The organism is Acidovorax sp. GBBC 1281, assembly GCF_028473645.1.
Classification (GTDB): Bacteria; Pseudomonadota; Gammaproteobacteria; order Burkholderiales; family Burkholderiaceae_C; genus Paracidovorax.
Window position 1 is genome coordinate 695553 of record NZ_CP097269.1, and the last position, 20664, is coordinate 716216.

The following is a 20664-nucleotide window of genomic DNA, read 5'->3' on the forward strand; positions in this document are numbered from 1 at the left end:
GCATCCCCCTTCCTTCTGAAGCCGCCACTTCAATGGCCCGCAGGCTCGACTGCCTCTGCGCAGCAGCGCCATACCGTCACCATCCTGTCATCGCGGCGAAATATGAAATGAATAACATTTGCTAACAAACAGCCCCCTTGGCCCCCATGTCCGCAAATTCCGATTACCTGAGCAGCTTTCGGCCCCGTTTCCGTCAGCCCAGTGCGGCGGACCTGTGCAACATGGTGCCCTGCATGACGACCGACCAGACCAACGAACAGGTCATGGAGGTGTTTGGCCAGCACCGCGACCTCGTCAGTCTGCCCGTCGTGGAGGGCAGGCAGCCCATCGGGCTGATCAACCGGAACATCTTCCTCTCCCAGATGAGCAAGCCGTTCCGCATGGAGCTCTACGGCCGCAAGAGCTGCATCGCGTTCATGGACAAGGAGCCGCTGATCGTCGATGCCGCGCTGGACATCGAGGCGCTGACGTTCAAGACGGTGGAATGCGGCGAAAAGGCCCTGTCCGATGGCTTCATCATCACCCACGAGGGGGCCTTCATCGGCGTGGGCAACGGGCTGCAGTTGATGCGTGTGGTGGCCGACATGCAGGCCTCGCGCAACCGCCAGGTCATGCACAGCATCGAATACGCGAGCGTGATCCAGCAGTCCACGCTGCGCAGCTCGCTCGAGGCGCTGGCACGCGTGTGCCCCGGCGCGCATCTGGTCTGGGAGCCGCGCGACGTGGTCGGGGGCGACTTCTACCAGTTCAGCACCGAGCCTGACGGCTGGTTCGCCACCGTCGCCGACTGCACGGGCCACGGCGTGCCGGGCGCCTTCATGACCCTGATCGCCTCCACCAGCCTCAATCAGGCGATCAAGCAGCACGGCGCCCGAGATCCCGCGCAGCTGCTGGGCAGCGTGAACCGCAGCATCAAGCAGATGCTGGGGCAGCAGGATGCGCAGGAAGGCACGGAGCGCTCCAACGACGGCATGGATGCCGCCTGCTTCTGGTTCGAGCCGGCGCAGGGGCGCCTGGTCTTCGCGGGGGCGCGGCTGTCGCTGTTCCTGGTGCGGCCCGGCGCCGACGCGGTCGAGATCATCGAAGGACAGCGCAAAGGCGTGGGCTACGTGGACAGCGACTTCGATTTCGCCTGGAACAACCAGGAGCTGATCCTGCCTCCCGGCACGCTGCTTTTCGTCAGCACCGACGGCCTGATCGACCAGGTGGGCGGCCCGCGCGCGATCGCGCTGGGAAAACGCCGCGTGCGTGAGTTGCTCTTCGAGCAGCGGGAGCGCACGCCCGCGGAGATCAACCGGGCCGTGCTCGATGCGCTGGAGCAGTGGCAGGGCCAGGGCGATCACCACCGCCGCGACGACCTCACCTTTTTTTGCTTTCGCACCTGAGACGGAAATCCGCCATGTCCTCGTTCATGAACGCTGAAAACCCCGGTTCCTTCTTCAACCTGGCCAGGCAGCACCGCGTCATCTTCTACTACGTGGGCTACTTCTCGCAGAACATCATCGCGGCCATGGCCGATGCGGTGAAACTGCAGCTGGAGGTCGCGGACGTGGCGGGACCGACGCGGCGCAAGCTGTTCTCGTCCTTCGTGGAGATGGCGCAGAACATCATCCATTACTCCGCCGATACGCTCACGCCCCCCAGCCATGACAACGGCGAACTGCGCCACGGCTCGGTGTGCATCCGCCGCGAAGCCGACGGTAGCTTCCTGCTGCTGTGCGCCAACCCGGTGGAGCCGCGCATCGCCGACGAACTGCGCGAGAAGCTGGCCGCGCTGCGCAGCATGACGCTGGAAGAGATCAAGCAGGCCTACCGCCAGACTCTGCGCGAGGAGACCCCCGAGGGCAGCAAGGGCGCAGGCATGGGGTTCCTCACCATGGCCCGCGACGCCCGCGAACCGCTGGAATTTGGCTTCGACGCGACGCAAGGACCCGACCAGGCACCGGTGTTCTATCTGAAAGCGGCGATCTGACGCGCCAAGCCCGCAAACGAATCGAGATCACAGATGGACAACCTCTATATCGCACCGACCCCCAGTTCACCGGAGGTGGACTTCAAGTTCGACGCCCACGCGCTGAGCTTGCGCGGCGAGTCCTACCCCGAGAATGCCGCGGCGTTCTATGGCGACGTTCTCACGCAGCTCAGGGCCTATCTGGCCGAGCAGGTGGACACCAAAATCGAGGTGAGCATCGCGCTCGCCTACTTCAACAGCTCGAGCACCAAGATGCTCTTCAACCTGATCGAGGCGCTCAGCGATGCGGCCGGCGCGGGCAACGAGATCGTGGTGCACTGGTACCACGATGAGGAAGACGACACCATCCTCGAATTCGGCCAGGAGCTCAGCGAAGACTTTCCCGCCATTCATTTCTCGACCCACCCCGTCAGCGCGGCCTGATGCCCATGGACGCCGCGACCACCCCGGACCTGTTCGAGGCCGAAAACCAGGCCTTGCTGGTCGCACGCAGCGTCTGCCAGCGCCATGAAGGCCTGGAAGAGGCCCCCTGCCGGCAGGCGCTGGGCGATCTGCTGGTCGCCTACGAGCGGCTGCTGCGGGAGACGCGTCGCCTGGTGCGCCGCAGCGACCGGGCGGAACTGGACATGAACCAGCTGAACCTGCGGCTGCAGGACCTGGCAGCCCAGCTGGAGTACCGGGCCAACCACGACCCGCTGACCGGCGTGCTCAACCGGGCGGCCATCATCGAGCGGGTCAACCAGCAGCTGCGAAGCGGCGGCCTCGCGCTGATCGTGCTGGACATCGACCATTTCAAGCGCATCAACGACAGTTTCGGCCACCCGGTGGGCGACCGGGTGATCCTGGGCGTGGTCGCCTGCCTGCAGGCCGTCGTGCCCCCGACCGCGCAAGTCGGCCGGGTCGGCGGCGAGGAGTTCACCGTGGTGCTGCCGGGACAGGGCCACGATACGGCGATGCCGGTGGCCGAGGCCTTGCGCCAGGCCATCGAGTCCCACCGTTTCGACCTGCCCGATGGCAGCGGCATCACGGCCAGCTTCGGGCTGAGCTGCCTGGCGCAGGGCGGCACCTTCGACAACGCCTACGGTCTGGCGGACGAGGCCTTGTACGTCGCCAAGCGCGGCGGCCGCAATCGCGTGTCGCTCGCCCCGTGCAGCCGCCACCTGCCTGCCGCATGAACGCCGGGGTGGCGCCCGACTGTCCAGCGCCGGAAGTCGCCGCCGCGCGTGCCGTCCGCACCCGCGACCCGCAGGGCGAGCCCGACTGGCGCATCCTCGTCGTGGACAGCGACGCAGGCGTGCATGCGGCCATGCGCGCAGCGCTGCAGGGCCGCACGCTTTTCGGCCGCGCCCTGGCGCCGCGGCACGCTTTTTCGGGCGAAGAAGCGCGTGCGTTGCTGATGGGCGAGCCGAACGTGGCGATGGTGCTGCTCGACGTGGCTTCGGAGCCGGTGGGCGGCACCGGCGCGGCGGCCGGCACCGCCCTGGCGCTGGTCGACTTCATCCGCCACACCGCCCGCCTGCCCAATGCGCGCATCGTGCTTCGCACGGACCAGCCCGGGCCGGTGACGGACCTGGACACCCTGCTGCAGTACGACATCAACGACTACCGCCCCAAGTCCGAACTGACGCACGACCGGCTGCTGGCCCTGGTCGTCACCTCCGTGCGGTCCTACCAGCGGCTGTGCGCCGCCGAGGCCAGCCGCCGCAGCCTGGAACTCATCGTGCGGTCCAGCGCGTCCTTGCTGGAGACCACCGATCCGCGGGCTTTCGCCTCGGGCGTGATCACCCAACTGGCGGCATTGCTGGGCGTTGCATGCCATGGGCTGGTGTGCGCGCAGCAGGGAGAGACTGCGGACCGGTTCCAGGTGCTGGCGGCCACCGGCCGGTTCGCCGGCCTCGCCGACGGGCCGTTCGATGCCGTTTCCGCCCGGGCCGAGTGGAGCGTGCTGCGCTGTGTGCTGGAAGGCCGCTGCAATGGGTATGCCGCCGATGGCGGCGTGGCGCTGTACATCGGGCACCAGGGCCGGCAGGGCATGGCCGTCTTCATCGACGTGCCCGCTGCGCGCGGCGCGCTCGATACCCAGATGCTGGACGTCTTCTGCGCCAATCTGGGCACCCTGCTGCACAACCACGGCCTGCTCGCGCGGCTGCACGAATACGCCTATTACGACCCGCTGGTCCGCCTGCCCAACCGTGCGCACTTCGTCGAGAAGGTGGACGAATGCGCCCGCCTCGGCACGCGCGGCCACATCCTGGCGTTGCTCGACATCGACGATTTCAGCGCCACCAACGACGTCATGGGCCACCGCTTCGGGGACTGCCTGCTGGAGCGGGTCGCCCGCGCGCTGTCCGCGGCACTGCCGCCGGGTGTGCTGCTGGCCCGCCTGGGGGCGGACACGTTCGGCGTGTTGGGGGCGGCGGCGCAGGTGTCACTGCAGCGGCTGCTGGACTGCGTTCGCCAGCCCCTGGCGGTGAATGGCGTGGCGCAAAAGGTGTCGCTCACCTGCGGCTATGTCTTCCTGCCCGAGGTGCCCCAGGCGGGCGCCGATCTCGTCAAGGACGCCACCATCGCCTTGAAGCGCGCCAAGCGCGACCACCGCGGTCACCACCTGGAATATTCGGACCACATGGGCGCCGAGGCCCGCACCCGTGCGCTGCTGCTGTCCGACCTGCGGGCGGCCATCGACACCGCCAAGCTCTTTCTGGTCTACCAACCCCAGATCGACCTGGCGACCCGGCGCCTGGTGGGGCTGGAAGCCCTGGTGCGCTGGCGCGCGGACGATGGCCAGCTGATATCGCCCGACCAGTTCATTCCCGTGGCCGAGCATTCGGGACTCATCGTGGCGCTGGGCAAGTGGGTGCTGTCCACCGCGTGCGCGTGCATGCGGGAGTTGCTGGAGGCGGGCCATGCGCCCGGGCGCATGGCGGTCAACGTGTCGTCCGTGCAGTTGCAGGACCCCGCCTTTTTCGACACGGTGTGCGCGGCCCTGGCGGCCAGCGGGCTAAAGGGGCCGCAGCTGGAGCTGGAGATCACGGAGTCGGTGGCCGCGCTGCCCACCCAATTGCTGAACTCGACCCTGTCCAGCCTGCGCGCGCAAGGCATCTCCATCGCGATCGACGATTTCGGCACGGGCTATTCCTCGCTGAGCTACCTGGAGCGGCTGGCGCTCGACCGCATCAAGATCGACCGCTCCTTCGTGCGCCACCTGGGCGAGCCGCACGGCGTCCGGATCGCGGAAATGGTGGCGCAACTGGGTCGCAAGCTCGGGCTGCAGGTGCTGGCCGAGGGCATCGAGGATGCCGCCGCGCTGCGCGCCCTGCTGGACATGGGTTGCCACGAGGGCCAGGGCTACCACATCGCCATGCCGATGGAGAAGGGGGCCCTCATGGCCTGGTTGCAGCAACGGCGGTGAGCCGGGGCCGAGTTCGCTACCCCGGAGTCTGCCCACGATTCGTTTCGCGCCGTCCCTGACTTGCGGGCCGGCGGCCTGCAAGGCGTGCCCAGTGACACTTTGCAGCATGTGCCCACGGCCATCTGTGCCTGTTGCGATGGGTTTTGGTTAGCATGCCACTCCAAATCAAAAGGGAGTCTGATTTGTTGCTAATCGAAAAGACGGGGCGAATTGTTCATCCGAAAATAAAGCCTGCCATCAGCCATGCGATCGAACGAGGCAGCATGCACGTCATCAACGGCATCGTCATTCATCAAACCGCCAGTCCTACGGCAAAAGCCACACTCAACGCTTACACCGCACCGGATGCGAATGGAGCTCATCTGTTGATCGATAAGGATGGGTCCATCTATCAAACGGCTTCCATCTACCAAAAGACCCACCACGTGGGGCACATCCAATCCCGATGCCTGGCCGAGCACCAATGCAGTCCCAAAGACATTAAGGATCTCCAAGGCAAGCGGGTGGGAGCACAAATTGGAAGAGTCGAGGTCAGGAAGGAAGCCTTTCCCTCAGCGTTACCCCTTCAACGGGGACTCCATCGGCATCGAAATAGTCTCGATGGCACCGGGAGGCGTATTCGAAGCGGTGACTCAGCAACAGCAGGACTCATTGTCGTGGCTGCTTTGAGAGTTGGGCCAAGCTCTGGGAATATCCATGAGCGCAGTCTTCAGGCATTCGGAAATTTCGTGGAAATTGGAAACCGAAGGGAGTAGCGCGAAATGGTGAGTCGCTTCATTCTTCCGGTATTTTTAGCGTTGCCTTTTTGCGCCAACGCCAGCGATTCCTTGCTCAAAGCCCAGGTGGAGTCACTGCCCGTTCACGTGCAAAAGGTCGAAACCTGCGGCGCCTGGACCCAGGCGGACCGGGCAGGTTACTACCGCGTGGTCGTTGTCGATGTGCACGAAGGGGCGGGCAGCGAGATCTACGTGCAGTGGCTCACGCAGCCGACGCAGGAGGCGAGGTCGGAGTTGGTCCGGACCCTGGCGTTTCCCGAACTCAATGACGACCACAGCCAGTACGCCATTCAGGAAATGCGGTGCAGGAAGGTGGGCAGCGGAATCGAGATCGCGATCAAGGCGCAGTACGAGCACGACACGGTGGAAAAGACCCATGCCATTCGGGTCCTTGTCAAAGCAGCGGGAACCTACGCGATATCGGGCATGGCGCGCGGCAGCCAACGGCGCTGAGCCTGGATGGGGTGTGCTGCGCATCGCTCGGCGGACGATGCCCTGCCAACCGTTTCGAGCGCAGCCTCGTCATCCCCTGCGCGTGGAGCCCCGCGCCAGCAGCGCTCCTTCCAGCACCACCCGCCGTACCGTCCGTTCAGGCTCTGCCAGCCGCTGCAGCAGCAACTCGGCCGCGGTGCGCCCGATGTCGTACGTAGGCTGCGCGATCACCGTCACGTCCAGGGCCGGCAGGGCCGTCCAGTCGTTGTTGTCGAAGCCGGCCAGGCCGATGTCGTTCGGCATGGACAGGCCCGCGGCCTGGATCGCGTGCACCGTGCCCAGCAGCAGCAGGCCGTTCGTGGCCAGCAAGGCGTCCGGGCGCGGCATGCCCCCGGTGCCCGCCAGCAGCGCCGTGGCGGCGGCCATGCCGGCCTCGCGCGTGGGGGCGACCCAGTGCGGATCGGGCGCCAGCCCGCGTTCGCGCAGTGCATCCGCGTAGCCGGCCTGGCGCTCCTGGCCCGTGGTGCTGTGCGTGCCGGCCAGCACGGCGATGCGTCGGTAGCCGGCGTCCAGCAGGTGTTCGGTAGCGCGCCGGGCGGCCGCGCGGTTGTCCAGCACCACGCGGTCGGCGCGGGTGGTGTCGAGGGCGCGGTCCACCAGCACCATCGGAAACGGCCAGTCGGCGGGCCGCAGGCGCTTGAGGCCTTCCATGGTGGGCGAGAGGATCACGCCGCTGGCCTGCTCGTCGGCCATCAGTTCGAGGTAGGACTGCTCCTTGGCCGGGTCTTCGTCGGTGTTGCACAGGATGAGCCGCAGGCCGTGGCGGTAGGCCACGTCCTCCACCGCGCGACCCACGTCGGTGAAGAACGGGCTGCGGATGTCCGAGACGATCAGCCCCACCAGCGAGGCCCGCTGCTGGCGCAGGCGCCGGGCCGCCAGGTTGGGGCGGTAGGCGAGCGCGGCGATGGCCTGCTCGACGCGCTCGCGCAGCGGCGTGCGCACGGCGGCGGGGTTCGACAGCACGCGCGATACGGTGGTGGTGGAGACGCCCGCGCGCTCCGCGACGTCCTTGATGCTGGCCAAGCGGCTTTCTCCTACAAAAGAATCCGGCGTTCTGGTATCGATTCCTGAAATTGCTTTGCGACGGCCGATCTTGCCGTAGGCGGCGACAGGCCAGGGCGTTGATTCTGCGCTGCCTCGCGGGGGTTGCCGTGGCATTCATTCATAGGGGATTACCCGAATTTCCATAGGAAAGGGGTTCTTCGTAGCCTTGTCCGCCCTGAAAAGCGGTTTCATAATCCTGTTTTGGAATCGATACCAAAACAAGGAGACATCGCACCATGTCCACGATCCCGGTCGAGGTCCGCCTGGGCGCCGCGCCCCACAACCGAGAAGACGCCGTGCGCGCCGCGGGCGCCCTGCTGGCTCAAGCCGGCCATGCCCAGCCTGCCTACACCGACAGCCTGCTGCAGCGCGAGAAAGTCGCCAACACCTTCCTGGGCCAGGGCCTGGCCATTCCGCATGGCATGGTCGAGGACAAGCACCTCGTGCGGCGCACCGGTCTGGCCGTGCTGCAGGTGCCGGGCGGTGTGCGCTGGGGCGACGATGCCAAGCAGGCGCGCCTGGTGGTGGCCATTGCCGCCGCGTCGGACGAGCACATCGCGGTGCTGCGCCGCCTGACCCGCCTGATGCGCGACGACGCCCTGATGGACCGCCTGGCGACCACACGCGATGCCGGCGAGATCGTGCGGGCGCTCACGGGCGAGGAGTCCGCAGGGGCGGCCGAGGCCGCCGGGCTGGAGGACTTTCCGCTGGGCCACGAGCTGTCGCTCAACTACCCCAACGGCCTGCATGCGCGCCCGGCCGGGCAGTGGGCGCAGGCGGTCAAGCGCTTCACCGCGCGGGTGCACGTGCGCTGCGGCGACACGGTGGCCGATGCCAAGAACCTGGCTGCGCTGCTGAGCCTGGGCGCGAGGCGCGGGGCGCAGCTGCGCCTGTTGGCGCAAGGCCCCGATGCGCCGGCGGCGCTGGCGGCCCTGCGCGACACCATCGTGCGGCTGGGCGAGGAGGAAAGCCGCCAGGCCGAGCTGTCCGCCGCCCGCCAGGCCCAGGCCCAAGGGCTGGGGCGCGAGCTGGGCGACTGGCAGCCCACGGCCCGCCAGACCTTCACCGGCATCGCGGCCAGCCCGGGCCTCGTGATCGGCACGCTGGTGCAGGCGGGCGCCGCGGCGCTGGAGGTGGACGACCGCTTCACCTCCGTGGCCGCCGAGGCCGCCGCGCTGGACCAAGCCCTGGCTGCCGCGCTGGCGCAGTTGCAGCAGCTGGCCGATGGCGCGCGCGCGGCGGGCAAGGCCGAGCAGGCGGGCATCTTCACCGCCCACGCGGGCCTGCTGCAGGATGCCGAACTGCTGCTGGCCACCAGCCGCAGCGTGGTGCAGGGCCACGGCGTGGCCTGGGCCTGGCGCCGCGCGGTGGGCGAGCGGGTGGCCGCGCAGCGCGCGCTGGCCGATGCCACGCTGGCCGCGCGCGCGGCCGATGTGCAGGATGTGGGTGAGCGCGTGCTGCGCCACCTGCTGGGCCGCGGGGACGAGCCGGAAGGCGGCGCTGCCGCCGCGTGGCCGGCCGATGCCATCTTGCTGGCGGACGACCTGTCGCCCTCGGTCACCGCGCAGATCGACACGGCCAAGGTGCGGGGCTTTTGCACCGCGCGCGGCGGCCCGACTGCCCACACGGCCATCCTGGCGCGCGCCCTGGGGCTGCCCGCCGTCGTGGCGGCCGGCCCCGGCGTGCTGGGCGCCGATGCCGCGGCCGGCACGCCCGCCATCCTGGACGGCTACCGCGGCCGGCTCTACGTGGGCCCGAGCGAGACGGCGCTGATCGAGGCTCGCGAGCGCATGCAGCGCCTGGCCCGCCGGCAGGAGGAAGAGGCCCGCACCCGCCAGTTGCCCGCCACCACCACCGACGGCCACACGGTGGAGATCGCCGCCAATGCCAACCGGGCCGACCAGGCCACGCACGCGCTGGCGGCGGGGGCCGAGGGCGTGGGCCTGATGCGCACCGAATTTCTGTTCCTGGAGCGCGACGCGGTGCCCGACGAGGACGACCAGTACGCCGTGTACCGCGCCATGGTCGAGGCGCTGGACGGCCGCCCGCTGATCGTGCGCACGCTGGACATCGGCGGCGACAAGCAGGTGCCGCACCTGGACCTGCCGGTGGAGGACAACCCCTTTCTCGGCCTGCGCGGGGCGCGGCTGTGCCTGCGCCGCGACGACCTGCTGGTGCCGCAGCTGCGGGCGCTGTACCGCGCGGCGCGGCACGGCCCGCTGTCGGTCATGTTCCCGATGATCAGCACCGTGGAAGAGGTGCACCAGCTGCGCCAGCGCATGGAGGCGGTGCGCCGCGAGCTGGACGCGCCCGAGGTGCCCGTGGGCATCATGATCGAGGTGCCCTCGGCCGCGCTGATGGCCGACCGGCTGGCGGCGCACGTGGATTTCTTCTCCATCGGCACCAACGACCTCACGCAGTACGCGCTGGCGGTGGACCGGCAGCACCCGGAGCTGGCCGGCATGGCCGACAGCCTGCACCCCTCGGTGCTGCGGCTCATCGAACGCACCATCGCCGGCGCCCTGGCCCATGGGCGCTGGGTGGGCGTGTGCGGCGGATTGGCGGGCGAGCCGCTGGGCGCGGCGCTGCTGGCCGGCTTGGGCGTGCAGGAACTGAGCATGAGCAGCGGCGACATCGGCAGCGTCAAGGCGCTGCTGCGCCGCCATTCCCTGGCCGAACTGCAGGACCTCGCCCGCCGCGCGCTGGACGTGGACACCGCCGACGAGGTGCGCGCCCTGGGCGCCGCGCTGCGCCCGGCCGGCCCGGTGGCCGACACAGGGGATGCATCATGAGATTTGCTATGAAAAATATAGCGATATGCCATAGTGTTGATTGTGCTGGGACCGTTTTGGATGCGGCATGTGCCATGCCGGGAAAGGCCGCGCCATGACGCCAGAAGTTCTGGCCGGCGCGGCGGCGCCTGCCCGCGTGTTCACCATCACGCTCAACCCGGCCATCGACCAGACGGTGCGCATTCCCACGCTCGTGCCCGGCGCCGTGCACCGGGCCCTGGGGCAGCAGACCGAGGCCGGCGGCAAGGGCATCGGCGTGGCGGCGGTGCTGGCAGCCCTGGGCGTGCCGGTGACCGCCAGCGGCTGGCTGGGCGCCGAGAACGACGGCGTGTTCACCACCGCCTTCGCCGCCAGCGGCATCGCTGACGCGATGGTGCGGGTGGCGGGCAGCACCCGCACCAACATCAAGCTGGCCGATGCCGGGCGGGGCGACTCGACCGACATCAACCTGCCCGGCCTGTCCCTGCCGCCCGAGGCGCTGGCGCAGGCCGAAGCCCAGTTGCTGGCCACGCTGCAGCAGCAGGTGCAGTACGGCGACTGGTGCGAGCTGGCCGGCAGCCTGCCGCCCGGCGCGGCGGCGGGCGTGTGGGAGCGGTTGGCCCGCGCCCTGGCGGCCCAGGGCGCGCACATCGTGATCGACACGGGCGGCGACGTGCTGCGGCAGCTGCTGCAGCGCCTGTCCGACCCGGCCACCGGCCCGGCGGTGCCGGTGGCGCTCGTCAAGCCCAACCGGGCCGAGCTGGAAGAACTGGCCGGCCGCGCGCTGCCCACGCTGGCGGAGGTGGCCGAGGCCGCGTCCGATTTGTGCCGGCGCTACGGCGTGCGGCAGGCGGTCGTCTCGCTCGGCGGCGACGGCGCGGTGATCGCCACGCCCCAGGGCCGCTGGCATGCCGAGGCACCGCGCGTGCCGGTGGCCACCACGGTGGGGGCGGGCGACGCGCTGGTGGCCGGCACGCTCGCCGCGCTCGCGCAGGGCGGCACCTTCCCCGGCGCGGCCGTCTTCGGCATGGCCTGCGCTGCGGCGCGCATCCAGCGCATCGCGCCCGGCCTGCCGCCGCGTGCCGAGGTGGATGCCATCGCCGCCGCCATCGCGCCGCAGCCGGTCTGACCGGCCCCGCCCCCTCAAACGAATCCGCACGGAGACCCATCCCATGGCCCACCTCATCGCCATCGCCGCCAGCCAGGCCGGCCCGGCGCACAGCTTCATGACCGGCGAGGCGCTGCGCGCCGCCGCGGAACGGCTCGGCCACCACATCGCCCTGAGCGTGCGCAGCAGCCTGGGCGCGCAGGGCGGCTGGACGGACGACGAACTCTTGCGTGCCGACGCCGTCATCATCGCGGCCGACATGGCCGTGGACCGCAGCGGCCTGCCTGCCGCACGCCTGCACGAGACCACGCCGGGGGCCGTGCTGGCCGATGCGGCCGACGTGGTGCGCGCCGCGCTGGCACGCTCGGGCGCAGGCGGCGCAAGCGATGGGGCAGTGGCGGCGCACGGCGTGCCGTCCCCGGCTGCCGCGGCGGTGCCCGCGGTGGCCGCCGCCGACGCAGCGCGCCCCCTTCGGATCGTCGCCATCACCTCCTGCCCCACGGGCGTGGCCCACACCTTCATGGCGGCCGAAGCGCTGGAGCAGGGCGCCCAGGCGCTGGGCCACACCATCAAGGTCGAGACGCAGGGCTCGGTCGGCGCGCAGAACGCGCTCACGGCGGACGAGATCGCCGGGGCCGATCTGGTCGTGATCGCCGCCGACACGCAGGTGGACCGCGCGCGCTTCGCTGGCAAGCGGCTGTATGCGACCGGCACCAAGGCCGCGATCCACGATGCGGCCGCGGTGTTCGCCCAGGCGGCGGCGCAGGCCATCGTGTGGGGCGATGCGCCCGCAGCGGGCGCGGCCGCGACGCCCGGGGCGGCGCCTGCCGGCGCTGCTGCCCGCAGCACGGAGCGCACCGGCCCCTACAAGCACCTGATGACCGGCGTGTCGTTCATGCTGCCCTTCGTGGTTGCGGGCGGGCTGCTGATCGCGCTGGCTTTCGCGCTGGGCGGCATCTACGTGTATGACGACGCGCACCAGGGCACGCTGGGCTGGACGCTGTTCCAGATTGGCGCCAAGGCCGGCTTCACGCTCATGCTGCCGGCGCTGGCGGGCTACATTGCGTTCTCCATCGCCGACCGGCCGGGCATCGCGCCGGGCATGATCGGCGGCCTGCTCGCGGGCACCGTGGGCGCGGGCTTCCTGGGCGCCATTGCCGCGGGCTTCATCGCGGGCTATGCGGTGCACTGGATGAACCGCGCCATCCGCCTGCCGCGCACGCTCGACGGGTTGAAGCCCGTGCTGCTGCTGCCGCTGCTGGGCACGCTGGTGGTCGGCGTGCTCATGATGATGGTCATCGGCAAGCCCATGGCCGGCGTGATGGCCGCGCTCACCGAATGGCTCAAGGGCCTGCAGACCGGCAGCGCCGTGCTGCTGGGCGTGATCCTCGGCGCGATGATGGCCTTCGACATGGGCGGCCCGGTCAACAAGGCGGCCTATGTGTTTTCCACCACGCTGATCGCCAGCGGCGTGGCCAACCCGATGGCCGCCACCATGGCCGCGGGCATGGTGCCGCCGCTGGGCATCGCGCTGGCGTGCTGGGTGTTCCGCAGCCGCTTCAGCGCCGAGGAGCGCGAGGCCTCCAAGGCCGTCGCTGTGCTGGGCCTGGCGTTCATCACCGAAGGCGCCATCCCGTTCGTCGCACGCGACCCCCTGCGGGTGATCCCCGCCTGCATGGCCGGTGCGGCCGTGACGGGCGGCCTGTCGATGATGTGGAACATCGGCCTGCAGGCGCCGCACGGCGGCGTGTTCGTGCTGGCCATTCCGAACGCGGTCAACCACGTGGTGCTGTACGCGCTGGCGATCGCGGCCGGCACGGGGGTGACGGCGCTGGCGCTGGGGGTGCTCAAGCGGCGGGTGGCGGTGGCGTAGCGCCCTCGGCGAAAGGGGCGGCACTGCCCGTTCTGCGTTCTGTTTTCCTAGCCCATGGCCAGCTGCCGCCGCCCCTGTTCCTTGGCGGCATACAGCGCCGCGTCCGCGCGGGCCATGAGCTCGGCCAGGTCCTCTCCGCCACCGTGCCACAGCGCCGCGCCGGCGCTGTAGTCGATGGGAAACCCCAGGGCCTGGGCGCTTTCGGCCTGCAGGCGTTCGCGCAGGCGCTGATCGAAGCGTTGCGCCTCTTCCTGCTGCGCATGCAGCAGGAGCACACCGAATTCCTCGCCGCCGAACCGGCACACGGTGTCGTGCGGCCCGGCCATGGACTGGGCGAGCCGGGCGAACCAGGCCAGGGCGCGGTCGCCGGCTTCGTGGCCGTAGGCGTCGTTGATGCGTTTGAAGTGGTCCAGGTCCAGCAGCAGGGCGGCCAGGGGCAGGCGCTGGCGCGCGGCGCGCTGTCGCAGGGCCTGGCCGTGCGATTCGAAGCCGCGGCGGTTGAGCAGGCCGGTGAGCGGATCGGTCATGGCCAGGGTGCGCAGTTGCTGCTCGGCCTCGTCCCGCCACGCGACCAGCACCGCCACCGTGCCCAGCACGAGGGTGACGTTGGCGGCCACGGCTGCGGCGATGTTGACCGGGTGCGGTGTGCGGAAGCTGGGGTAGGCGTCGGTGAAGGCGCCCAGCACGCCGCGCGCGGCGGTGAACGCGGCCATCGTGGCCAGGCAGCCCATGAGCAGCAGGCGCCAGCGCCGGTCCGCGAAGTGCGCTGGGTGGGCCGGGTAGAGCGTGGCGCGCGCCACGGCCAGCAGCAGCGTGGCCAGCAGCAGGTTGGCCCAGCCGACGCGAAACGCGTAGTGCGAAAACCCCAGGGTGTAGCCCAGCGGGATCGCCACCACCAGCGCCTGCACCAGGCGCCGCCCGGGCCGGGGCCCCAGCCAGATCGCCAGGGCTTCGAAGAGGGCCCATTGGGCCAGGGAATTGGCGGCCATGGACACGGTGGACAGGGTCTGGTCCCACGCGTAGGAGGACGCGATGATGGCCGCCCAGGCCAGGCCCTGCAGCAGCAGGCTGGCCTGCACCCAGCGTGCGGCGGTGCCCGCGCCACGGCCCATGATCAGCGGCAGGGCCGCGGAGAGCATGCACAGGTTGGTGGCCGTGATGGCCATCAGGGTAACGAAATCCAGCCGCATCAATCCCTGGTGGCGGCGCCCACCCGGTGCGTCACTGGAAGGCCACCTCGGCGAAGCTGCGCAGCTTGCGGCTGTGCAGGCGGCTCACGCCCCCGGCCCGCAGGATGTCGATGGCGCGCATGCCGATGCGCAGATGCTGGTCCACGCGCTCGCGGTAGAAATGGTTGGCCATGCCGGGCAGCTTGATCTCGCCGTGCAGGGGCTTGTCGCTCACGCACAGCAGGGTGCCGTAGGGCACGCGGAAGCGAAAGCCGTTGGCAGCGATGGTGGCGCTCTCCATGTCCAGCGCGACGGCGCGGCTCTGGCTGAACCGGCGCTGGGGCATGTTGTCGGGCAGCAGCTCCCAGTTGCGGTTGTCGGTGCTGGCCACGGTGCCGGTGCGCATGATGCGTTTCAGGTCGGCGTCCTCGATCTGCGTGACGTCGGCGACGGCCTGCTGCAGCGCCATCTGGATCTCGGCCAGCGCGGGAATGGGCACCCACAGCGGAAGCTCTTCGTCGAGCACGTGGTCTTCGCGCACATAGGCGTGGGCCAGCACGTAGTCGCCCAGCTGCTGGCTGTTGCGCAGGCCCGCGCAGTGGCCCAGCATCATCCAGGCGTGCGGGCGCAGCACGGCGATGTGGTCGGTGATGGTCTTGGCGTTGGACGGGCCCACGCCGATGTTGACCATGGTGATGCCGCTCTTGTCCGCCCGCATGAGGTGGTAGGCCGGCATCTGCGGCAACCGCGGCGGGGCCACGCCCAGCTCGTCGCCCGGCTGGGCCGGCAGGCCGGTGCGGCGGGTGACGACGTTGCCCGGTTCGATGAAGGCCACGTACTCGCTGTCCGGCTTGGCCATCTCGGCATGGCCCAGGCGCACGAACTCGTCGATGTAGAACTGGTAGTTGGTGAACAGCACGAAGTTCTGGAACCACTCGGGCGCGGTGCCGGTGTAGTGGCGCAGCCGGTGCAGCGAGTAGTCCACCCGCGGCGCGGTGAACAGCGACAGGGGCTGGGCCTCGCCGGGGCGGGGCGCCCAGGTGCCGTTGGCGATGCCGTCGTCCATGGCCTCCAGGTCGGGCAGGTCGAACACGTCGCGCATGAGCATGCGGCGCTGGGCGGTCAGCGTGCCCTCGATGTGGTCGTGCTCAGCGAATGAGAAGTGGATGGGGATGGGCTGGCTGCTGATGCCCACCTCCAGCTCGATGTTGTGGCTGTTGCGCAGCAGGCGGAACTGCTCGGCGTAGTAGTTGGCGAACAGGTCGGGCCGGGTGAGGGTGGTTTCATACCGCCCCGGGCCTTCCACGAAGCCGTAGGCCAGCTGGGTGGCGGCGCGGGCCACGGTGGTGGTCTGCACCCGCACGAAGGGGTAGAAGGCCCGCACGTGGCTGACCGGGGTCTCCCCGGCGACGAAGCGCTGCATGGCATCGCGCAGGTGCCCGATCTGCTGCTGGTAGATGCGCTGCACCTGCGACAGCGCCTCGGCGGGATCGGTATGAAGGGTGGGCTCGGTGAAGTCTGGGATCTGGGCCATGGCGCCTATTGTCCACGGGCGCGCGGGTCTGCCCGATGACGGGCCCGCTATCTTTTTTTCAGCAGCCACTCGCGCGTCTGACGCGGGTCCATGGGCGGCGAGATCAGGTAGCCCTGCGCCAGGTGACAGCCAAGGGTGCGCAGCAGGTCGTGCTGGGCGGCGGTTTCCACGCCTTCGGCCACGGTCTGGATCTGCAGGCTGCGGCCCATCTGGACGATGGCGGTGACGATGGCCACGTCGTCTTCGTTGGCGGGTGTGTCCGAGACGAAGGAGCGGTCGATCTTGAGCTTGTCGATCGGGTAGCGCTTGAGGTAGGCGAGCGACGAGTAGCCGGTGCCGAAGTCATCGATGGACACGCGCACGCCCAGCGCCTTGAGCGCATCCAGCGTGCGGCGCACCTGGTCGGCCTCGTGCATGAGCACCGATTCGGTGAGCTCGATCTCCAGAAAGCGCGGTGCCAGGCCCGTCTGGCGCAGCACGCCCGCGATTTCACCGGCCACGTCGCGCTGGCGGAATTCGAGCGCCGAGAGATTGACCGCCACCGGCACCTGCGGCAGGCCCTCGTCGTGCCAGGCCCGCATCTGCCGGCAGGCCTCGACCAGCACCCAGCGGCCGATGGGCGTGATGAGCCCGCGCGCCTCGGCGAAGGCGATGAAGTCGATGGGCCCCACCAGGTCGCGCTCGGGGTGGCGCCAGCGCACCAGCGCCTCGAAGCCCACGAGCGCACCGTCGTCCAGGCGCACCTGCGGCTGGTAGTGCAGCACGAACGCGCCGTGCAGGATGGCGTCGCGCAGCAGGCGCTCGTGCTGCAGCACGCCGGTGGAGGGCGTCTCCATGCCCGGGGCGTAGGCCTGGCGGTTGGCGCGGCCGCTGTCCTTGGCTTGCTGCATGGCGGCGTCGGCCCGGCGCACCAGCTCGGCGGCGGTGTCGCCGTCGTCGGGGTACATGCTCACCCCGATGGAGACCGACACCGACAGCGGCGTGCCGTCGGCATGGAACACGGCGCACACGTCTGCCAGCAGCTGATCGGCCACCGCCAGGGCGGAGGGCCGGTCCTGCGCGTCGCGCAGCACCACGACGAACTCGTCGCCGCCCACGCGCGCCACGATGTCCACCGAGCGCACGCCCTGCACGAGCCGGCGGGCCACCTCGCACAGCAGCATGTCGCCGGCCTCATGGCCCAGCGAGTCGTTCACCGTCTTGAAATGGTCCATGTCGATGAACAGCACGGCGGCGGCCTGCGGCGTGCGCTGCGCGGACTCGATCACGGCGGTGAGCTGCTCCATGAGCGTGGCGCGGTTGGGCAATTGCGTGAGCGCATCGTGCCGGGCCAGGAAGGCCTCGCGCTCCTGGGCCTGGCGGCGCGCGGTGATGTCGCGCAGCACCGCGATGCGGTAGTTCGAGCCCTTCCAGGGCATGGTCTTGCCGACGATCTCCACAGGTACGGCCCGGCCGTCCCGGTGCAGCACCGTGACTTCGTAGGGCTCTTCGCGGCCCTCGCGCACATAGGCCTCGGTGACGGGGCGGAACTCTTCGCTCACGAAATCGAGCATGCGCCGGCCGCGCACCTCGGCCAGGGAGTAGCCCATCAGCCGCGTGAGCGCTTCGTTGAAATCGGTGACTAGGCCTTCGCGGTGGAACACGATGGCCTCTTCGGTGGCCTGCGAGAACTTGCGCATGCGCTCTTCGCTCTCGCGCACCGCGCGTTCGGCCTCCCAGTGGTGGGTGATGTCGTTGATGAGCACGAAGGCTCCCATCAGCCCCAGCTTCGGGTGCAGGTGGGGAATGAGGTTGACCTCGATCATGCGGGACGGCCCGCCCCGCACCCGCTGCTTGCGCGTGTATTGCACGCGCTCGCCCCGCAGCACCTGCTGGATCTGGGGCTGGATCGAGGCCCAGGCGCTGTCGCCGATGGCTTCCTGCACCGTCTTGCCCAGGATCGCCTCCACCGTGTGGCCGGTGGATTCGGCGTAGCCCTGATTGGCAAAAACACAACGCAGGGTGGACGATTCGAAGTAGGCGAGCAGCGCCGGAACGGAGTCGGCCAGCAGCCGCAGCAGGGAACTGCTGCAGTGGGGGTCCTGGGAAGGACCGTCCGCTCGGCTTGATGTGTCTGGCATGTCCCACCCGTGTATCTCGAAGTTTTATAGCCGATCGGGGCGCCCCTGGCGAGGGGTGCAAGCCCTTGACCACCCGGCCCCGGGATAATCCGGGGATGACTTCTTCCGTTTCCGGCGCTGGCGCCGAGTTCTCCTCCCTGGCGCTGCATCCCGCGACCCTGTCCAACCTGCAGCAGCTGGGCTACACCCGCATGACGCCGATCCAGGCCGCGAGCCTGCCCGTGGCCCTGCTGGGCCGGGACCTGATCGCCCAGGCCAGCACCGGCAGCGGCAAGACGGCGGCCTTCGCCCTGGCGCTGCTGGCCAACCTCAATGCGCGCCGCTTCGCGGTGCAGGCCCTGGTGCTGTGCCCCACGCGCGAGCTGGCCGACCAGGTGGCCACCGAGGTGCGGCGCCTTGCCCGCGCGCAGGAGAACATCAAGGTGGTCACCCTGTGCGGCGGCGTGCCGCTGCGCGGGCAGATCGCCAGCCTGGAGCACGGCGCGCACATCGTGGTGGGCACGCCCGGGCGGGTGATGGACCACCTGGAGCGCGCCACGCTCGATCTGCAGGCGCTCAACACCCTGGTGCTCGACGAGGCCGACCGCATGCTGGACATGGGCTTCTTCGACGACATCGCCAAGGTCGCGCGCCAGTGCCCGGCCGAGCGCCAGACGCTGCTGTTTTCCGCCACCTACCCCGAGGGCATCGAGCGCCTGGCGCGCCAGTTCATGAAGGAGCCGCAGCGCATCACGGTGCAGGCCCAGCATGGTTCGGCCAAGATCGCGCAGCGCTGGTACGAGGTGAAGGAAAGCGAGCGCCTGCACGCCGTGTCGCAGCTGCTGAACCACTTCCGGCCCGAATCGGCCATCGCCTTTTGCAACACCAAGCAGCAGTGCCGCGACCTGGTGGGCGTGCTGCAGGCGCAGGGTTTTCACGCGCTGGCCCTCTATGGCGAGCTGGAGCAGCGCGAGCGCGACCAGGTGCTGGTGCAGTTCGCCAACCGCAGCTGCTCGGTGCTGGTGGCCACCGACGTGGCCGCGCGCGGCCTGGACATCGCCCAGTTGCAGGCGGTGATCAACGTGGACGTGACCCCCGATCCCGAGATCCACGTACACCGCATCGGCCGCACCGGCCGCGCGGACGCCGAAGGCCTCGCCTTGAGCTTGGCCAGCCTGCCCGAGATGGGCAGCGTGGGCAAGATCGAGCAGCTGCAGGGCCGCGAGTCGGAATGGCACCCGCTGTCCGAGCTGACCGCCGCCCCCGGCGGGCCGCTGCTGCCGCCCATGGCCACCATCCAGATCATCGGCGGGCGCAAGGAAAAGATCCGCGCGGGCGACGTGCTGGGCGCGCTCACCGGCGAGATGGGCTTTGCGCGCGAGCAGGTGGGCAAGATCAACGTGAACGATTTTTCCACCTACGTGGCCGTGGAGCGGGGCATCGCCCAGGACGTGTTGCGGCGCCTGGCGGCCGGCCGGGTCAAGGGCAAGCTCGTGAAGGCGCGGCTGGTGGATGGCACCTGACGGCCTTTGACGGCCCCTGAGGGGCCCTGGCAGTGGCGGGGCCGGCGCCCCCGGGTTTGTCCCGATCGCGCCACATGCGCCCTGTTTTAGACTGCAAGTCATCTAGAGGAGTAGATCAGTTGCCGTCGCCTGCATCCCCTCCCGCCGTGGCGGAACACCCCGGCCTCGCCCGCTATGCCGCGCTGGCGGCCGCACTGCGGCACCGCGTCGTCCGGGGCGAATGGCTACCCGGCACGGCCCTGCCGGCCGAGCAGGCGCTGGCCGCCGAGCATGGCGTGGCGCTGGGCACGCTGCGGCGCGCGCTGGAGCTGCTGGTGGAGCAGGGCCTGATCGAGCGCATCCACGGCAAGGGCACCTTCGTGCGCAGCGGCATTGCCGGCGCGTCGATGCTGCGGTTCTTTCGCTTCGGCGAGGGCGCGGCGGGGCAGGAGCCCGCTTCGCGCATCCTGTCGCGCCAGGCCATGGCGGCCCCGGCCGAGGCGGCCTGCGCGCTGGGCCTGGCACCGGGCGAGCCGGTGCTGCGCCTGCACCGCCTGCGACTGATCGACGGCGAGCCCTGCCTGCTGGAGCACATCTGGCTGCCGTTGGACCGCTTCGCCGCGCTGGCGGAGGACGACACCGCCGCCTGGCCGCCGCTGCTCTATCCCTTCTACGCCAGCCGCTGCGGCGTGCACGTGCAGCGGGCGGTGGACGACATCGGCTTCGGCGTGCTGTCCGCGCCCCAGGCGCGCAGCCTGGGGCTCGCGGCGGGGCACCCCTGCGCCGTGGTCACCCGCCGTGCCATGGACCTGGCCGGCCGCTGCGTCGAATGGCGCGTCACGCGCGGCGATGCCCACGCCTTTCACTACACCGTCACCCTGACCTGACCTGACCTGACCTGACCTGACCGAA

The 20664-nt window shown here is 69.9% G+C and carries 16 protein-coding genes; 12 read left to right on the forward strand and 4 right to left on the reverse strand.

Features of this window, described 5'->3' with window-relative positions; genetic code table 11:
* Positions 1-146 precede the first annotated feature (146 nt).
* The 7 genes from M5C96_RS03190 to M5C96_RS03220 all read left to right on the forward strand — a co-directional run bounded on the left by M5C96_RS03190 (position 147) and on the right by M5C96_RS03220 (position 6613).
* Positions 147-1385 carry a SpoIIE family protein phosphatase gene (locus M5C96_RS03190; protein WP_272567109.1) on the forward strand — a complete coding sequence of 413 codons (1239 nt, stop codon included), beginning with the start codon at positions 147-149 and terminating at the stop codon, positions 1383-1385.
* Positions 1386-1399: 14 nt separating this feature from the next.
* Complete coding sequence (locus M5C96_RS03195; RefSeq protein WP_272549253.1) at positions 1400-1972, forward strand: SiaB family protein kinase; 573 nt, start codon at positions 1400-1402, stop codon at positions 1970-1972.
* A 33-nt stretch (positions 1973-2005) separates the two neighbouring features.
* Positions 2006-2395 (forward strand): DUF1987 domain-containing protein, encoded by a 390-nt coding sequence (locus tag M5C96_RS03200; protein ID WP_272567110.1) that lies wholly within the window; start codon positions 2006-2008, stop codon positions 2393-2395.
* Positions 2396-2400: 5 nt separating this feature from the next.
* Positions 2401-3147, forward strand: coding sequence for a GGDEF domain-containing protein (locus M5C96_RS03205; RefSeq protein WP_272567111.1), 747 nt, complete (start codon positions 2401-2403; stop codon positions 3145-3147).
* Entirely contained in the window at positions 3144-5384 is a 2241-nt protein-coding gene (locus M5C96_RS03210) for an EAL domain-containing protein (RefSeq protein ID WP_442867353.1), read from the forward strand. The genes M5C96_RS03205 and M5C96_RS03210 overlap by 4 nt, the downstream gene beginning before the upstream one ends.
* A 182-nt stretch (positions 5385-5566) precedes the next feature.
* Positions 5567-6139, forward strand: coding sequence for an N-acetylmuramoyl-L-alanine amidase (locus M5C96_RS03215; protein WP_272567113.1), 573 nt, complete (start codon positions 5567-5569; stop codon positions 6137-6139).
* Between the two features lie 6 nt (positions 6140-6145).
* A complete protein-coding gene (locus tag M5C96_RS03220) occupies positions 6146-6613 on the forward strand; it encodes a hypothetical protein (RefSeq protein WP_272567114.1) in 468 nt (155 codons plus the stop codon).
* Positions 6614-6682: 69 nt separating this feature from the next.
* On the opposite strand, the gene M5C96_RS03225 is transcribed toward M5C96_RS03220, so the two are convergent.
* On the reverse strand, positions 6683-7675 hold the full coding sequence (locus M5C96_RS03225) for a LacI family DNA-binding transcriptional regulator (RefSeq protein WP_272567116.1): 993 nt from the start codon (positions 7673-7675) through the stop codon (positions 6683-6685).
* A 257-nt stretch (positions 7676-7932) separates the two neighbouring features.
* Between M5C96_RS03225 and ptsP the strand changes: the two genes are divergently transcribed.
* The 3 genes from ptsP (at position 7933) to M5C96_RS03240 (ending at position 13448) form a co-directional block, all read left to right on the forward strand.
* On the forward strand, positions 7933-10488 hold the full coding sequence (ptsP, locus tag M5C96_RS03230) for a phosphoenolpyruvate--protein phosphotransferase (protein WP_272567120.1): 2556 nt from the start codon (positions 7933-7935) through the stop codon (positions 10486-10488).
* 94 nt (positions 10489-10582) lie between these two features.
* A complete protein-coding gene (locus M5C96_RS03235; RefSeq protein ID WP_272567121.1) occupies positions 10583-11596 on the forward strand; it encodes a 1-phosphofructokinase family hexose kinase in 1014 nt (337 codons plus the stop codon).
* Positions 11597-11639: 43 nt separating this feature from the next.
* Positions 11640-13448, forward strand: coding sequence for a fructose-specific PTS transporter subunit EIIC (locus tag M5C96_RS03240; protein WP_272567122.1), 1809 nt, complete (start codon positions 11640-11642; stop codon positions 13446-13448).
* A 47-nt stretch (positions 13449-13495) separates the two neighbouring features.
* On the opposite strand, the gene M5C96_RS03245 is transcribed toward M5C96_RS03240, so the two are convergent.
* The 3 genes from M5C96_RS03245 to M5C96_RS03255 are packed head-to-tail and all read right to left on the reverse strand — an operon-like array spanning position 13496 to position 18271.
* A complete protein-coding gene (locus M5C96_RS03245; protein WP_272567125.1) occupies positions 13496-14614 on the reverse strand; it encodes a GGDEF domain-containing protein in 1119 nt (372 codons plus the stop codon).
* Between the two features lie 55 nt (positions 14615-14669).
* Positions 14670-16151: an AMP nucleosidase gene (locus M5C96_RS03250; RefSeq protein ID WP_272567126.1), complete on the reverse strand. Its 1482-nt coding sequence runs from the start codon at positions 16149-16151 to the stop codon at positions 14670-14672.
* Between the two features lie 47 nt (positions 16152-16198).
* Positions 16199-18271 carry a putative bifunctional diguanylate cyclase/phosphodiesterase gene (locus tag M5C96_RS03255; RefSeq protein ID WP_272567129.1) on the reverse strand — a complete coding sequence of 691 codons (2073 nt, stop codon included), beginning with the start codon at positions 18269-18271 and terminating at the stop codon, positions 16199-16201.
* A 95-nt stretch (positions 18272-18366) separates the two neighbouring features.
* Here M5C96_RS03255 and dbpA point away from each other — a divergent pair, with 95 nt between their 5' ends.
* Positions 18367-19773, forward strand: coding sequence for an ATP-dependent RNA helicase DbpA (gene dbpA / locus M5C96_RS03260; RefSeq protein ID WP_272567131.1), 1407 nt, complete (start codon positions 18367-18369; stop codon positions 19771-19773).
* A gap of 146 nt (positions 19774-19919) precedes the next feature.
* On the forward strand, positions 19920-20639 hold the full coding sequence (locus tag M5C96_RS03265; protein WP_272567132.1) for a GntR family transcriptional regulator: 720 nt from the start codon (positions 19920-19922) through the stop codon (positions 20637-20639).
* The last annotated feature ends 25 nt before the right edge of the window (positions 20640-20664 follow it).

Excerpts from the sequence above, each read along its gene's own strand:
- M5C96_RS03245 (WP_272567125.1), bottom strand. The coding sequence starts at position 14,614 with ATGGCCATCACGGCCACCAACCTGTGCATGCTCTCCGCGGCCCTGCCG.
- ptsP (WP_272567120.1), top strand. The coding sequence starts at position 7,933 with ATGTCCACGATCCCGGTCGAGGTCCGCCTGGGCGCCGCGCCCCACAAC.
- M5C96_RS03190 (WP_272567109.1), top strand. The coding sequence starts at position 147 with ATGTCCGCAAATTCCGATTACCTGAGCAGCTTTCGGCCCCGTTTCCGT.
- M5C96_RS03240 (WP_272567122.1), top strand. The coding sequence starts at position 11,640 with ATGGCCCACCTCATCGCCATCGCCGCCAGCCAGGCCGGCCCGGCGCAC.
- M5C96_RS03235 (WP_272567121.1), top strand. The coding sequence starts at position 10,583 with ATGACGCCAGAAGTTCTGGCCGGCGCGGCGGCGCCTGCCCGCGTGTTC.
- M5C96_RS03210 (WP_442867353.1), top strand. The coding sequence starts at position 3,144 with ATGAACGCCGGGGTGGCGCCCGACTGTCCAGCGCCGGAAGTCGCCGCC.
- M5C96_RS03220 (WP_272567114.1), top strand. The coding sequence starts at position 6,146 with ATGGTGAGTCGCTTCATTCTTCCGGTATTTTTAGCGTTGCCTTTTTGC.
- M5C96_RS03205 (WP_272567111.1), top strand. The coding sequence starts at position 2,401 with ATGGACGCCGCGACCACCCCGGACCTGTTCGAGGCCGAAAACCAGGCC.
- dbpA (WP_272567131.1), top strand. The coding sequence starts at position 18,367 with ATGACTTCTTCCGTTTCCGGCGCTGGCGCCGAGTTCTCCTCCCTGGCG.
- M5C96_RS03195 (WP_272549253.1), top strand. The coding sequence starts at position 1,400 with ATGTCCTCGTTCATGAACGCTGAAAACCCCGGTTCCTTCTTCAACCTG.
- M5C96_RS03255 (WP_272567129.1), bottom strand. The coding sequence starts at position 18,271 with ATGCCAGACACATCAAGCCGAGCGGACGGTCCTTCCCAGGACCCCCAC.
- M5C96_RS03250 (WP_272567126.1), bottom strand. The coding sequence starts at position 16,151 with ATGGCCCAGATCCCAGACTTCACCGAGCCCACCCTTCATACCGATCCC.
- M5C96_RS03200 (WP_272567110.1), top strand. The coding sequence starts at position 2,006 with ATGGACAACCTCTATATCGCACCGACCCCCAGTTCACCGGAGGTGGAC.